Origin of the sequence: Aeromonas popoffii, assembly GCF_037818705.1 — a bacterium.
Classification (GTDB): Bacteria; Pseudomonadota; Gammaproteobacteria; order Enterobacterales; family Aeromonadaceae; genus Aeromonas; species Aeromonas popoffii.
Genome location: NZ_CP149129.1, coordinates 2,939,148 through 2,951,684, shown reverse-complemented (window position 1 = coordinate 2,951,684; position 12,537 = coordinate 2,939,148). Strand labels below are relative to the sequence as shown.

The window sequence follows — 12,537 nt, the reverse complement described above, 5'->3', positions numbered from 1 at the left end:
CATGCGTATTACCACCAACATGGTTTATAACCGGAATATCTCCTCCCTGAACAACGCCAATGAAAGATTGAGCACGGCTTATGAACAGCTGCAGAGTGGAGATAAATTCAAGACGTCGGGAGAAGATCCCTCCGGCATGAGCCAGAAGATGGCGCTGACCAAGGAGATAGATCTGTTCAAGCAGTATGGCGTGAATGGCAGCTTGCTTGAGAACAGCCTGGGCCATGCAGAGACAGTGCTGACCGCGCTCAATAACGCCATGACCAGTGCCCAGACTCTGATCCAGAAGGCCAACAACTCGGCGGTGGAGTCAGATGATCGCAAGGCGATCGCCAGCGAGCTGGAAGGCTTGCAAAAGCAGATGTTCGATCTGATGAACAGCAAGAACTCCCAGGGCGAATTCATTTTTGGTGGCAACCAGAGCAAGACCCAGCCCTTCATCAAGGATGCCAGCGGCAATTACGTCTTTCAGGGGGATACAGGCCAGCGCAATATCCAAGTCTCTCCGACGGTGCAAATCGCGGCCAATGATTCCGGCTTCAATCTGTTTGAAATGGTGCCAACCCGCAGGACCGGCAGTGCGGGCAGCGCCAATATTCAGGTCAGAGTGGCCGATCAGGGTAACTTCGACAACTTTCATCGCATCAACTTTGACCCCGCCCTGGCCAGCAACCAATACACGGTGACCACAGCGGCGGGGGCTCCTGATACCTATGAGATAAGGGATAGCGGCGGCGCCCTGCTGCAAAGCGGTGACTATGTGGCAGGTAACCAGATCCCCTTCAATGGTCTGGAGTTGACCCTGGATCTGCCCGCAGGGGGCGCCGCGCAAAACTTTGTGCTGGACTCGCCCCAGAACAACAACATTCTGGATGGTATGTCCGATTTCATTACGGCTTTGCGTGATCCCACTATGTCGGCAGACGATTTTCAGGTGAAGGTAGCGGATGCCACTGCCCACATGAAAAATGCCCGACTGAATGTCGATAAGGGGCTGGGTGAAATTGGCGGCAGGCTGAACAGCCTGGAGCAGGTACTGGGTTCGAACGAGGGTCTGAGTACCCTCAATCAGCAGGTCAGGGCCAAGGTTTCCGAGGCTGACTTGTATGAGGTCATTGCTGCATTGTCCAAAGAGGATGCAGCCTTGAGTGCCTCCCAGCTCTCCTTCAGCAAAATAAGCAAGCTGACCCTGTTTGACTATATTCGTTGATATTTTCCCCCTGTTCAGCGCATTTCGGGACGCGATGAACAGGGGGCATCCAGATCTTGTTTGCCCAGCCATGATATATCCTCGTTTAAATCCTCTTTTTTCTCCAATTGTAACAAGCTGTTGCAATGGGCTATTTAACCCTCACTGTCGGGTTGACTCACACTGCGCATTCGATAATCATGCGGCCCGCACAACAGAGGGTTGTGCTGATTTTTTTGCAGCATCTCGTTAGGCGAGGCTCCTGTATAAACAAAGGCCACTGATCTCACGACGTCGAGAGACGCCCAAGCTCAGGACAGTTTTCATCGGATTAAGGTGTAAACCCAAGTGGCTTCCGGCATGCCGGATACGTTATACAGTGCTAAAGCTGGTACGTGGGGATGATGACACGCCGGACGGCGTCATTTCCTGCCTATTACTCGTCAATCAAATTGCTGTTTTCTTTCAGACAGCGACCGGATATCCGATCGCGCTCAGGCCCTGCCTGAAATCACATGAGATCATTTGTGATGAAGAAAACACAGACTCTACTCAATCGTCATCAACTGCTCGATCTGGCCGCCCTGCAGGGCTGGCTGGAGAATAATCTGGATCCGGTTCAGCGTGCCGATCAACTGCTGACCCTGCGTCCGGAAGAGCTCAACTGCATCTTCGATACCCTGCCCATTGTCGAGGGGGTGGCGCTACTCAACTCGTTGTCGGCCGAGTGTGCCGGACGTCTGCTGATGCGGTTGCACGCCAGCATAGTCGGTCTGTTGCAAGGGGCCATGCCCCGGCGCGACATGCTGGACATACTGCGTCGGCTCGGTAGTAGCGATCGCACCATGCTGCTCTCCCGCTTTCCGGAGCCGGTGCAGTCCACCTTCTACTCACTGCTCGACTGGCCGACCGAATCGGTTGGAGCCAATATGCGCCATGAATTTTTGGCCATCGGCGATCAGGATACGGTGGGCAGTGCCAAGCAGCTGATCCACGATGCCTGGGACAACGCCCAGTTATTCCAGCACCTCTACGTGGTCAACACCGAGCATCGTCTGCTCGGCAGCATAGCGCTCAAATCCTTGTTGATAGCGGATCCTCTGCTGCCGGTCAGCGAGCTGATGGACAGGGATACGGTGCGCATCAACGCCCGGGCGGATCAGGAGCTGGCGGCACGCCTGCTGATCGACCGTGACATCTCGACCTTGCCGGTGGAGGAGCAGGGCAAGCTGGTGGGTATCTTCCATGTGGATGATGCCGCCGACATCCTGGAGCTTGAATCCACAGAGGATGCCGAGATGCAGGGTGGTTCCTCGCCGCTCGATACTCCCTATCTGCAGGCGACCCCCTGGCAACTGTGGCGTAAACGGGTGGGCTGGCTGCTCATCCTGTTTGTGGCGGAGGCCTATACCGGCACAGTGCTGCGGGCGTTCGAAGAGCAGCTGGAAGCCGCCATCGCGTTGGCCTTCTTTATCCCGTTGCTCATCGGTACTGGCGGTAACAGTGGCACCCAGATCACCACCACCATAGTGCGCGCCATGGCAGTCGGTGAGGTGAGTCTGCGCAACCTTGGCACTGTGCTGAAAAAGGAGCTCTCCACCGGTCTGCTTATCTCGGGGGCCATTGCCATGGCGGCCTGGGTGCGGGCATGGAGTCTGGGCGTCGGCCCCGAGATTGGCATGGTGGTGACCTTTACCATCATCGCCATCGTGCTGTGGAGCGCCACAGTTGCATCCATTATCCCCATGGTGCTGCGCCGCTTTGGCATCGACCCTGCAGTGGTGTCCGCCCCCTTCATCGCCACCCTGGTGGATGGTACCGGTCTCATCATCTACTTCGAGATGGCCAAGTGGTTGCTGCCCGAGTTGCAGTAACCCGCACCTGACGCGGATGAGTCAAATAGCAAAAAGGCAGCCTGGGCTGCCTTTTTGCCTGTCTGCCTGCCAAAGAGGCGGGTCAGCTCAGCTGAAACAGCAGCGGCCAGCCTTGCTCCTGGCAATAACGGTGCTCTTTCTCCAGGTTCTGCATCAGCAGGCGGTTCTCGTCGCACCAATCGATCGGCAGGGTGACCACCAGCTGATCTTCGGCTGCTTGCACGTTCCATTTTGGCAACAAATTGTCCTGACGCCTGTGGTGCGCCGCCACGGCGAGGCGCAGGATACGAATGCAACGCAGCACAGTTTGCGTGTCATGGTTGGGCAGGGGAGGGAGCTCGGAGAGCTTGAGCCCCTTGCGCTGAAACCTTACCAGGGCTGCCAGCAGGGCCTGATCGTCCTGGGTGAAGCCGGGCAAATCCGTGTTCTGCAATATATAGGCGGAGTGGCGCTGGATGCCGCTGTAGTTGATGACCAGCCCAATCTCGTGCAGTCGCGCCGCCCAGCCGAGGATCGCGCGATAGGGCTCCTCCGGCATTTGCCAGGGGCCGCTAAGGGCATCGAACAGGGCCAACACACTCTGCTCGACCCGGTTGGCCTGGCGCTTGTCGATGTGATAGTGGGTGGAGAGGGCCAGCGCGGTACGCTCGCGAATGTCGTGGTGCTGCAAGCGCTCCTCGAATTCATACAGCAGCCCTTCGCGCAGGGCACCGTCCGAATACTCCATCCGTTCAATGGGCAGGGAGGTAAAAAGCCCAAGCAGTATGGTCACCGCGGCGGCAAACACCCCCTTGCGCTCCTCGGTCAGGCCAGCGAGCTTCAACTGATCGGCCCGCTTGTGGTCGAGCATCTCCTGCTTTAGCCGCTCCAGCCCCGCCAGCGTGATGGCGCCATCGGTCCAGCCTTCTCCTTGCAGCACGTCGCGCACGGCTCGAATCGAGCCGGAGCTGCCAAGGCAACTCTGCCAGCCCAGCTTGCGATACTGGTTGATGATGGGGGCGAGCTGATGCTGGGTCTCCAGCACGGCGCTGTGGAAGGCCTTTTCGTTCAGCTTGCCGTTGGCAAAGAAGCGCTGGGTCAAGCTGACACAGCCCATCTTGCGGCTGGTGAGGGCCTTGTGATCGAAGCCTTCCCCTATGATGAGCTCAGTGCTGCCACCGCCGATATCCACCACCAGCACCTGGCCTTCGATATGCTGGGTATGGGCAACGCCCTGATAGATGAGGCGCGCCTCTTCCTGACCACTGATAATTTCGATGGGGTGGTTGAGCACCTTGGCTGCCTCGCTCACGAATTCGCGGGCGTTGCTGGCGCGGCGCAGGGTATAGGTACCGGCAATGCGGATCTGATCCGGCCTGATATTGGTGAGGCGCTCGGCAAACAGCGACAGGCAGGTAAGGCCGCGGGCCATCGCCTCTGGGCTCATCCGCTTCTGCTCATCCATCCCCTCGGCCAGACGGACCCGCTCCTTGATGCGATCGACGATGCGAAAGCGTCCTTCGCTCAGGTGGGCGATCACCATGTGAAAACTGTTGGAGCCGAGATCCACGGCGGCATAGAGACTATTGTCCATTGTTTGACTCGATACGTTTGAGATAGTCGTAAATCGCCACCTGAGAGCGGATCTTGCGGCGGTTGCCCCGCTTCACATACGCATTCTGCTGGTCGGCATCGATCACCCGTGCCTTGCAGGTATCACTCAGTTGTAGTTCGAGAATGTCCATGATGCGCTGCTTGAGGCGCTCATCATAGATGGGGGTTCCCACCTCGATCCGGCCGTCGATGTTGCGGCTCATCCAGTCGGCGCTGGAGATATAGAGCTGGGGGTTGCCCTTGTTGTGGAACACCATGACCCGGGGGTGCTCGAGGAAGCGGTCTATGATGCTTATCACCTTGATGTTGTCACTGAGGCCCGGCACACCCGGGCGCAGGGCGCACATACCACGGATGATCATCTGGATCGGCACCCCGGCCTGGCCGGCGGCATAGAGCCGGTTGATGAGATCCTTGTCCACCAGATTGTTGATCTTGAGGGTGATGCCGCTGGGTTGGCCCGCCTTGGCGTTGGAGAGCTCGTTATCGATGAGTCGATAGAGCTGACGGCGGCTGTTGATGGGGGAGACCAGCAGGTGGTTGAACTTGTAGCGCCGATAGGGGTACTCGATGTATTCGAACACGCCCTCCACCTCGGCGGTGATGTCCGGGTGGCGGGTCAGCAGGGAGAAGTCGGTGTAGATCTTCGCCGTCTTCTCGTTGAAGTTGCCGGTACCGATATGGGCGTAGCGCACCGCCTCGCCATGTTCGTGGCGAGTGATGAGGCAGAGCTTGGAGTGGATCTTGAGGCTCGGCACCCCGAACACCACCTTGACTCCGGCATCGGTGAGAATGTTGGCCCAGTCGATGTTGGCCGCCTCGTCGAAACGGGCGCGCAGCTCGACGACGACGGTCACCTTCTTGCCGTTGTTGGCGGCATCGATGAGGGAGTGGATGATGCGCGACTTCTTGGCGACCCGGTAGATATTGATGCGAATGGCGCTCACTGCCGGATCGAACGCCGCCTGACGCACCAGCTCGGTGAAGTGGTGGAACTTGTGATACGGGTAGTAGAGCAGAATATCCTGCTTGGTAATCGCATCGAAGGCGTTGACGAAACCGTCAAAATCGCGGCAATCGAGGGCAGGTAGCTTGGGGTTTTCCAGATAATCTCGGCCTACGTTGGGGAAGCCGATGAAATCCTTGAAGTTGTGATAGCGCCCGCCCGGCATGATGGCGTCGTAGGAGCTGATCTGCAGTTTGAGCTTGAGGAAGCTTATCATGGCGGCGGGCATCTCCCGCTCGTAGACGAAGCGTACCGGCATGGCGGTGAGGCGCTGCTTCAAACCGTCACTCATCTTGTCCACCAGACTGAGGTCCAGCTGGTCGGAGAGATCATATTCGGCATCCCGGGTCAGTTTGACCGCATAGGCAGCTATCTCGTCGTAGTCGAAGAAGCCCTTGAAGATCTCGTCGAGACAGAAGCGGATGACGTTGTCCAGTATGATGATCTGCTTCTTGCGGCGAGTGCCTTCCGGCGGCAGCTGGAAGAAGCGGGGCAGATCGTCGGTCGGTACTTCCACCAGGGCGTACTGGATCACCTGGCCATTCTTCTTCATTTCTATGGCCAGATAGGTGTGCTCGTCCTTGAGGAACTTGACCGGGTTGACCTCCTTGTTGAGCAGGATCGGGATGATGTGGCGCAGCACCTTCTCCCTGAAAAAGACCCGCAGCCACTGTTGGATAGACTCGGAGATCTGGCTCTCGTTGACCAGAAAGATGTTGTGACGGGCGAGCGCTATCAACAGCTCCTTGTAGGTGTTGTCGAACGCTTCGCCGAGCGCCATCACTTTCTGCTGGATGGCGCGTAGCAACACCTTGGCATCGTCCTCGCCGCCGTGCACTTCGTTGATCAGGATGCGGCGCTTGACGTCCGACACCCGTACCTTGAAGAACTCATCCTGATTGGAGGAGAAGATCCCCAAGAAACGGACCCGCTCTATGAGGGGCACCGTCTTGTCCATTGCCTCTTGCAACACCCGTTCATTGAATGAGAGCCAGCTCAGCTCTTTCTCTTCATACTGCTTGTCGGTGCTCATGTGATGCCTCCGTGGTCAGGTCGCGTCTGCGCGGCAGTAATGGCGTGAAAATATGACAGGGTGATGACCATCCGCTCAGTCGGCGAACGCCTGGTCTATGTCGACCATCAGATCGTCGGAGAGCGACTCCAGCGCGGTGATCAGATCGTCGAGTTCGAGCTGGGGCGGCAGGGCCACCAGGGCATGGGCATAGAAGAGCGGGGCGCCGGAGTGGGGAGCCGGTTCGCAACCCGTGGTGAGGTCGGACACGTTGATGTTGAGCTGGCGCAATATGCTGGCCATTTCACGGACGATACCGGGGCGGTCGTTGCCGGTCACCGTCATCATCACCTGATGGGACGGTTCGGCGGTGGGTGTCCCTTCGGCAAAGCTGATGGTGAGGCCGGGCAGCAGGGCCAGCGCTTCGCACAGGCTGCGGTAGTGCTCCTCGGGCACGGTCACATGGAGGATACCGGCAAACTGTCCCGCCAGCTCGCTCATGGCGCTGCCCAGCCAGTTCCCCTGCTGCCGAGTGATGACATCCGCCAGACTTTCGACTATGCCGGGTTTGTCTGTGCCGATCACGGTCACGACCAATTGCTTTTGCATCCTGCTCTCCTTGGAATTGGGTTTCTGTAGCATTGTGCCTGCTGTGACAGGCCATATGAAGCCCTGCCCGGCGTAAACAGGGTGAAAAACGCAGATTCGGGAGGGGGCTATGTTTCAGCGCTGCCTGCCACTGGGCCCCTGTGGTAGAGTGATACCCCTCTTTTGTTTTGTGAACTGGATAGTGCGCTCATGAATACCCTTGTCGTATCGGGATTGGTGTTGTTGGTGCTGCTCCTGCTGGTGGTCTTCTGGACCCGAGGCAAGAAAGGCAAGCCGTTGCCCTATGATGTGCAGGAGACCCTGTTCAGTCCGGCCGAGCGCGCCTTCCTCGGCGTGCTGGATCTCGCGGTCGGTGACAAGGCCCGGGTGTTTGCCAAGGTGCGGGTGGCCGATGTACTGACCCCGGAGGCGGGCATGGGCAAGAGCAAGTGGCAGCAGGCGTTCAACAAGATCAGCGCCAAGCATCTGGAGTACCTGCTCTGCCATCCGGCTGATCTCTCCTTTATTTGCGCCATCGAACTCGATGACAGTTCCCACCGCCAGCAGAAGCGCAGAGCCAGGGACAGCTTCCTCAAGGCCGCGTGCGACAGCGCCGGTTTGCCGCTGCTGCAGATCCCGGCAAGCAGCCACTATGAGGTAGAAGCGGTGCGGGATCTGATCCTGCCGCTGCTGAACAAGACGACCGCACCGCTGGCCGATGATCTGATGCCGGGCGAGCGCCGCGAGCCGACCTTCAGCCCCCTGTTGCTCGATGGCGTCGACACGGAAGAGACCCGTCATGGTGGACGCTCGTCTTCCAGTTTCTCGAGCATGTCGACCGTTACGGCCCCGGTCAGGAGTGCCCTGGTCTCTGCCACAGACAGCGAGTTGGTGGACAACCTGTTTGCCGAGGTGGATGACGAAGAAGAGGATCACTCGCACCAGGCACCTCATTGCCCTCGCTGCGATGCCCCGCTGGTCGAACGGGAGGCCAAAAAAGGGCCTCATGCCGGACGCCTGTTCATGGCTTGCAGTCGCTTCCCCGAGTGCCGCTACGCCACGCCCCACACGAACGCCCGTCACTGACCCTGTCGTCGTTCCCGACCCTGTCATGGGGCCGGGAACGGGTAGTCGATAGTCCCGTCTCTTTATCTTGTTTGTGCCTCCAATCAAAAAAGAGGCGACAAAATTTATCTTATTGCGCAGTGATGTCGATTAACTGAGGTTAAATGCGACAATTTTTGACAATACGTCGGAATTTTGGCACTTTGTTCTTCCTGCATAAAGTGCGTGGCTAGACCACAGAAGCACAATAAAACAATAAGTTACGTCGTTAATAAGAGGGATTCATATGATGGCGATGGGAGTATTGATTGTTGATGCCGATGCGCAGCGGCGTCAACAGTTGGGCACAGTGCTTTCGTTCATGGGGATCCCGTGGCAGGAGATAGTCGAGAGCGAGCTGGATGTTGCCATCGAGTCGTCCGGTCCGCTGCAAGGGGTGCTGGCGGGAGCCTTGACCAGCCGTTCGCTGGATGAGCTGCTGGCCAGCTTCCTTCGCGTGCCCTTCCTGTCCCTGGTAGAGGCTGATTTCCCCAACAGCAATTTCATCGGTGTCGCCGAGGCCCCCTTCACCTACGAATCCCTCACTCGCCATCTGCACTTCTGTCAGGCGTTTGTCTCCCTGCATCCCCGTCAGCAGACTCACGACAAGGGCCAGGCGCTGCTGCGTCTGCTGGTGGGCAAGGGGCGAGGCATTCAGGAAGTGCGCCGTCTCATCAGCCAGGTGGCAGAGACCGAAGCCAACGTGTTGATCCTGGGGGAATCCGGGACCGGCAAGGAGGTGGTAGCCCGCGCCATTCACGAACTTTCTCCCCGCAGTGGGGGCCCCTTCGTGCCCATCAACTGTGGCGCCATCCCGGCCGAATTGCTGGAAAGCGAGCTGTTTGGCCATGAGAAAGGCGCCTTCACCGGCGCCATCGCCGCCCGCCGGGGCCGTTTCGAGCTGGCTCAGGGCGGCACGCTCTTCCTTGACGAGATCGGCGACATGCCCTTGCCGATGCAGGTCAAGTTATTGCGGGTGTTGCAGGAGCGGCTGTTCGATCGGGTGGGTGGCGGTAAGCCCATTCAGGCGGACGTGCGCATCATTGCGGCCACCCACCGGGATCTGGAGGCCATGATCCGCACCCAGGGCTTTCGGGAAGATCTCTACTATCGCCTTAATGTCTTCCCCATAGAGACACCACCGCTGCGGGATCGGGTCGATGACATTCCCTTGTTGCTGCAGGAGCTGCTCAACCGTCATACCGAGCAGCATCAGGGTATGATTCGCCTGACCCAGCGGGCGCTGGAGTCCCTGATGCAGTACCCCTGGCCCGGCAATGTGCGCGAGCTCTCCAACCTGCTGGAGCGACTGCTGATCCTCTACCCGCAGCAGATAGTCGATGTGGCCGATTTGCCGAGCCGCTATCGCCTGCTACCGTGCGAGCCAAGGGATGAGCGGCTGACCGAGATGGACGAGCGCGACGCATTGGCCGCCGTGTTCCAGGATCCCCTGGCGCTGGATCTCAGTGCAAGTCACTCCCGTGCCATGCAGCTGCCAGAGGAGGGGGTCAATCTCAAGGAGATGCTGGCCGACCTCGAGGTAGAGCTGATCCGTCAGGCCCTGGAGTCCCAGGATGGGGTGGTGGCCCGCGCCGCTGACTTGCTCAGCATGCGTCGTACCACCCTGGTGGAGAAGATGAAAAAATACGGGATGAGCAAGGAAGCATAAGGGTCAAAGCCTTGACGCCTTTGTTCAACGAGTTGATTTTTAATCATAATTTTAGTGGCATGGAAATTGAATAACCTGACCCAATAGCCAGTTTGAGGTCAGCTTTATGACAGCCCAGCAGCAAGACAACCCACTCCAGTCTCACGAGGTGAGCCAGCTCTACGCCATCTTCACGGCACTGCCGACCGGTGTATTGCTGCTCGATGGCGAGGGTCGCATCACCCGTGCCAACCCCGCCGCCTTGGCGCTGCTGGGGGAGCCGCTGGAGGGTAAGGCCTGGCGCCAGATCATCGCTCGCTGCTTCCAGCCCCGTGAGGATGACGGTCACGAGATCTCCCTGCGCGATGGGCGTCGGGTGCAGCTCTCGACCCAGCCGCTGCCGGATCAACCCGGCCAGTTGGTGTTCATCACGGATCTGACCGAAACCCGCAAACTGCAGGACAGAGTCAACCACATGAAGCGGCTGTCTGCCTTGGGCAACATGGCCGCCTCGCTGGCACACCAGATCCGCACACCGCTCTCCGCCGCCATGCTCTATGCGGCCAATCTGGCCAACCGCACCCTCAAGCCCGAGTCGCGCAGCCAGTTCCAACAAAAGCTGATGGCCAGGTTGCAAGACCTGGAAAAACAGATCAACGACATACTGCTGTTCGCCCGCAACGGTGACAATCAGGTGGTGACACCCATTTCGGTCCAGGGATTACTGGCCGAGGTGCAGGCCGGCGCCGAGGCATTTTGCAACCAGCAGGGCTGTGAGCTGCATATAGACGCGCCCGAGCCGGATCTCTGCCTGCTCGCTAACAGCAATGCGCTGGCGGGGGCCATCAACAACCTGATCGCCAACGCCCAGCAGGCGGGTGCCACCTCGCTGTTGGTGAGCGCGGTGCGCAGCGGCACCCGGGTGGAGATGCGTATCCTCGACAATGGCAAAGGGATGCCCGCCCACCTGCTCAACCAGATTTTCGAACCCTTCTTCACCACCCGCTCCCAGGGCACAGGCCTGGGTCTCGCTGTGGTGCAATCCGTGGTACGTGCCCATCAGGGGGAGGTCAGTGTGGCCTCAGTGCCTGCTGAAGGCACTTGCTTTACCCTGTCGTTCCCCCTGCATCAGCAAGCGGTGCAGCTTGGAGGTGTCGCATGACTCAGGCTCGTATTCTGGTCGTGGAAGATGACAATGGCCTGCGCGAAGCGCTGGTGGATACCCTGTTGCTCGGCGGCTATGAGTGCCGTGAAGCAGACAGCGGCGAGCGCGCCCTGCTGGCGTTGTCGCGCCAGAGCTTTGACATGGTGATCTCTGATATCCAGATGGGGGGCATGGATGGCCTGACCCTGCTGGCTAACATTCGCCAGCAATATCCCCAGGTGCCGGTGCTCTTGATGACCGCCTACGCCAACATAGACGGTGCCGTGCGCGCCATGCGCGAAGGCGCCATCGACTATCTCGCCAAGCCGTTTTCGCCCGAGGTGCTGCTCAACCAGGTCAGCCGTTATGTGCCGGCCCAGAAGGTGGAGAAGCGCGCCGTGGTGTACGGGGATCCCAAGACCGCCGAGCTGTTCCAGCTGGCGACCCGGGTAGCGCGCAGCGAAGCCACTGTCATGGTGACAGGCCCGAGCGGAACGGGGAAAGAGGTGCTGGCCCGCTACATCCATGACAACTCCAGCCGCGCCGAACAGACCTTCGTCGCCATCAACTGCGCCGCCATCCCGGAAAACATGCTGGAGGCAACCCTGTTCGGTTACGAGAAGGGGGCCTTTACCGGCGCCGTGCAGGGGTGCCCGGGCAAGTTCGAACAGGCCCAGGGCGGCACCTTGTTGCTTGATGAGATCACCGAGATGGATCTGGGGCTGCAGGCCAAGCTGCTGCGGGTCTTGCAGGAGAAAGAGGTGGAGCGACTCGGCAGCCGCAAGATGATCCCCCTCGATGTGCGGGTCATCGCCACCAGCAACCGGGATCTCAAGAAGGCGGTACAGGACGGCCTGTTCCGCGAGGATCTCTACTACCGTCTCAACGTCTTCCCCTTGCGTTGGACCTCGCTCTGGGAGCGGCCCGGCGACATATTGCCGCTGGCGGAACACCTGCTGGCGCTGCATGCCTGTCAGCAAGGGTTGCCGACGCCGCAGCTGGCAGATGAAGCGCGCGAACGCCTGTTGGCTCACCCCTGGCCCGGCAATGTGCGGGAGCTGGACAACGTGGTGCAGCGTGCCCTGATCCTGAGCCCGGATGGACTCATCGGCTGCGAGCACCTGATCCTGGAAGAGGTGGACGAGGAAGCGATCCGCTTCACCGGCGGCGATCGCAGCTGCGGGAGCGAGCATCTGGGCAGCGAGCTCAAGCAGCAGGAGCACCAGATCATCCTCGATACCTTGCAAGACTGTAACGGCAGCCGCAAGGCGGTGGCCGACCGGCTCGGCATCAGCCCGCGCACCCTGCGCTACAAGCTTGCCCAGATGCGAGAGGCGGGGATCGATCTGCCCGCCTGAGTACTGGGCGGGCATGCCCTG

Annotated in this window: 9 protein-coding genes and 1 riboswitch; of the genes, 6 read left to right on the top strand and 3 right to left on the bottom strand. The window is 59.4% G+C overall.

The window, feature by feature from the left end:
- Window position 1: 1 nt before the first annotated feature.
- Entirely contained in the window at window positions 2-1,210 is a 1,209-nt protein-coding gene (gene flgL / locus WJM78_RS13385; protein ID WP_287147854.1) for a flagellar hook-associated protein FlgL, read from the top strand.
- A gap of 217 nt (window positions 1,211-1,427) precedes the next feature.
- A riboswitch (M-box (ykoK) riboswitch) is annotated at window positions 1,428-1,597 on the top strand.
- Window positions 1,598-1,719: 122 nt separating this feature from the next.
- Entirely contained in the window at window positions 1,720-3,063 is a 1,344-nt protein-coding gene (gene mgtE, locus WJM78_RS13380; RefSeq protein ID WP_275929950.1) for a magnesium transporter, read from the top strand.
- Window positions 3,064-3,145: 82 nt separating this feature from the next.
- On the opposite strand, the gene ppx is transcribed toward mgtE, so the two are convergent.
- From ppx to WJM78_RS13365, 3 genes are all read right to left on the bottom strand, one after another.
- A complete protein-coding gene (gene ppx / locus WJM78_RS13375; protein WP_339009816.1) occupies window positions 3,146-4,636 on the bottom strand; it encodes an exopolyphosphatase in 1,491 nt (496 codons plus the stop codon).
- A complete protein-coding gene (ppk1, locus tag WJM78_RS13370; RefSeq protein ID WP_042036455.1) occupies window positions 4,626-6,695 on the bottom strand; it encodes a polyphosphate kinase 1 in 2,070 nt (689 codons plus the stop codon). Before ppk1 ends, ppx begins: the two co-directional genes overlap by 11 nt.
- Before the next feature lie 75 nt (window positions 6,696-6,770).
- Window positions 6,771-7,283 carry a glycine cleavage system protein R gene (locus tag WJM78_RS13365; RefSeq protein WP_042036456.1) on the bottom strand — a complete coding sequence of 171 codons (513 nt, stop codon included), beginning with the start codon at window positions 7,281-7,283 and terminating at the stop codon, window positions 6,771-6,773.
- A gap of 189 nt (window positions 7,284-7,472) precedes the next feature.
- Between WJM78_RS13365 and WJM78_RS13360 the strand changes: the two genes are divergently transcribed.
- The 4 genes from WJM78_RS13360 (at window position 7,473) to WJM78_RS13345 (ending at window position 12,516) form a co-directional block, all read left to right on the top strand.
- Window positions 7,473-8,348: a DUF2726 domain-containing protein gene (locus tag WJM78_RS13360; RefSeq protein ID WP_339009813.1), complete on the top strand. Its 876-nt coding sequence runs from the start codon at window positions 7,473-7,475 to the stop codon at window positions 8,346-8,348.
- Window positions 8,349-8,613: 265 nt separating this feature from the next.
- On the top strand, window positions 8,614-10,035 hold the full coding sequence (locus WJM78_RS13355) for a sigma-54 dependent transcriptional regulator (protein WP_339009812.1): 1,422 nt from the start codon (window positions 8,614-8,616) through the stop codon (window positions 10,033-10,035).
- Between the two features lie 106 nt (window positions 10,036-10,141).
- Window positions 10,142-11,176 (top strand): sensor histidine kinase, encoded by a 1,035-nt coding sequence (locus tag WJM78_RS13350; RefSeq protein WP_339009811.1) that lies wholly within the window; start codon window positions 10,142-10,144, stop codon window positions 11,174-11,176.
- A complete protein-coding gene (locus WJM78_RS13345; protein WP_042036462.1) occupies window positions 11,173-12,516 on the top strand; it encodes a sigma-54-dependent transcriptional regulator in 1,344 nt (447 codons plus the stop codon). Before WJM78_RS13350 ends, WJM78_RS13345 begins: the two co-directional genes overlap by 4 nt.
- Window positions 12,517-12,537 lie beyond the last annotated feature (21 nt).

Coding starts and splice junctions, on each gene's coding strand:
- ppk1 (WP_042036455.1), bottom strand. CDS start 6,695: ATGAGCACCGACAAGCAGTATGAAGAGAAAGAGCTGAGCTGGCTCTCA.
- WJM78_RS13365 (WP_042036456.1), bottom strand. CDS start 7,283: ATGCAAAAGCAATTGGTCGTGACCGTGATCGGCACAGACAAACCCGGC.
- WJM78_RS13345 (WP_042036462.1), top strand. CDS start 11,173: ATGACTCAGGCTCGTATTCTGGTCGTGGAAGATGACAATGGCCTGCGC.
- flgL (WP_287147854.1), top strand. CDS start 2: ATGCGTATTACCACCAACATGGTTTATAACCGGAATATCTCCTCCCTG.
- WJM78_RS13355 (WP_339009812.1), top strand. CDS start 8,614: ATGATGGCGATGGGAGTATTGATTGTTGATGCCGATGCGCAGCGGCGT.
- WJM78_RS13360 (WP_339009813.1), top strand. CDS start 7,473: ATGAATACCCTTGTCGTATCGGGATTGGTGTTGTTGGTGCTGCTCCTG.
- WJM78_RS13350 (WP_339009811.1), top strand. CDS start 10,142: ATGACAGCCCAGCAGCAAGACAACCCACTCCAGTCTCACGAGGTGAGC.
- ppx (WP_339009816.1), bottom strand. CDS start 4,636: ATGGACAATAGTCTCTATGCCGCCGTGGATCTCGGCTCCAACAGTTTT.
- mgtE (WP_275929950.1), top strand. CDS start 1,720: ATGAAGAAAACACAGACTCTACTCAATCGTCATCAACTGCTCGATCTG.